This window comes from Bacteroides sp. 1001302B_160321_D4, assembly GCF_015667765.1.
In the GTDB taxonomy this organism is placed as follows: Bacteria; Bacteroidota; Bacteroidia; order Bacteroidales; family Bacteroidaceae; genus Bacteroides; species Bacteroides xylanisolvens.
In genome coordinates, this window is sequence record NZ_JADPLO010000145.1 from 1 (window position 1) to 1,957 (window position 1,957).

Below are 1,957 nucleotides of genomic sequence, written 5' to 3' on the forward strand. Positions count from 1 at the left end.
TATAATATTAAGCTGCATGTACCTTCCAGTTATTCAGACGATCCTGAAGCTCTCGATTACGCTACATTTGCCAACTGGTTTGACAAAGGATTTGGAGCTGGAGATGCAGTAAAATGGAACGATTCTATAGGTTTGGTACAAGAAGGGAATGTGAATACTGTTTTAATATGCCTTAGAATTGACGGAAACACGCCTAATTTCGACAAAATAACAATTCCTGTAGACATTATAACCCCAGCCGGAGAAAATGCTTTAAATCGCCTCTATTTAGTTTTAGATGAAAATGGCCAGGAATTTGGCAACCCATTTTTCGTAATTTCCACTAAATATATTCCCAAATCATGTGATTTAGTATGCTTCCATAATCATAAAACTGGTCAAGAAGGATATGGAGTCGTAAGACTTGCAGATAAATCCTCTGGAGACATCGTTATGTATTGCTATGTTATCAAAGGGGAACCGGTTAAATACAGCATGAACGAGTATTTGGGAAAAATAGATGATTTCTCGTTCACAACTTTCAAGCCAGCGGATTATCAAAGAAAGGCTCTGGATGTAGAATTAGCTAAGGTTGGTAAGACATGGAATCATTTTCTAAAACGAATTGAGCCTTTGAACATGAAAGTAGCTACAGGAGAACGCTACTGGTATATTACAGATAAGATGCAAGTTACTTCAGATGTGGAAAAAGGAACTGTAACAAGCAATAAACGTTATCTGGCAGGCAATTATTTTCGAAGAGAGAAAGATGCGATTAGAATACTGTCTGAAGAAATAGAAATTAGAAGAAACTTTTTAGCCGAACCCGAAATAAGATAATCAAGTCCGGCTAAGGAAAAGGATTCTGGAAGGTGGCAAAAGACTTCATGGTTGTTCTGCCATCTTTTTGTTATAAAGCTCTTCCACATCACTTGCCTGATTTACTTGCACGTTATAGTTTATAATCTTATCGACTGATAACTGTTGAGGATGAAGTTTAACTGTATTTTTTTGAGGAAGTTCTTTCCAGAGGGTTCTCAAATCTTCCACAGGTACCTTCGATTCGTTTGAGAAACGTTTAAGCAAATCTTCATAAACTGCTTTTGTCACTTCCGATGGACGAGGTTGCTGATTACTCTCCCGTTCTTTCACGAACTCAATCATAAGCCATATTGCATATTCGGCATCTGTCAACATGTTCGTATCTCTTTCAGCGACTTGTCGGATAGATTCAAGAAATATTAATCTGGAGGTTCGGTCCCCTACTCCCTTCCGTTTAATTTTTCTGGAAGATGAAGGAGATTGATTGATGTTTTTAATTTTACTGGGAGTCACATAACATACAGGTTCTCCATTCTGCATCTCAACATCGAATCCAAAAATATTCTTCATGTCTTGTTCCGAAAGAGAGAAATCCGGATTGATAGTTTTTAAATCATTCCAAGCACGGTAAAGAATATCTTTGAAATATTCAGCTGGAATGTAATTACCTGGAGAGTCTTCATCATATTGCAAGTATCCCCAAACTTCTCTTATTGCCATATCAAAATCATTATCGGCAAAATCTGGAAGGTTAATGATAGTTTCAAAATCAGAAGAAGAAAGATCTGGAAAAGATAAGTCACGAGAATTGAACCATTCCAAAATCTTCATATCAGTTTCTTTATTAAACTCACTTCGTTCGTTATGATTCTCTTTATTCTCTATATTATCTATATATATCTTATTCTGTTGTTCAATATGAGCGGACCCTCGTTCAATATGAACACACCCCTGCTCATATTGAGCGCACCCTCGTTCATATTGAGCGGACCCCTGTTCATATTGAACGAGGTTAGATTGCTCTTTGACTATATTTTCTGATAGTTTTTCTATGTCTTCACCTTTTTCTTCGTCTATTTGCGAGGGTGTGTTCATATTGAGCGAGGGTGTGTTCATATTGAGCGAGGGTGTGTTCATATTGAGCGAGGGTGTGTTC

The 1,957-nt window shown here is 37.3% G+C and carries 2 protein-coding genes; one reads left to right on the top strand and one right to left on the bottom strand.

Going from position 1 to position 1,957, the window contains the following annotated elements; translation table 11 throughout:
* Positions 1-819, top strand: an 819-nt coding sequence (locus tag KFO40_RS25510) for a hypothetical protein (RefSeq protein WP_211146943.1), incomplete at its 5' end; no start/stop codon positions are given.
* Positions 820-864: 45 nt separating this feature from the next.
* Here KFO40_RS25510 and KFO40_RS25515 read toward each other — a convergent pair.
* On the bottom strand, positions 865-1,957 hold a 1,093-nt coding region (locus tag KFO40_RS25515; protein ID WP_211146944.1), incomplete at its 5' end, for a hypothetical protein.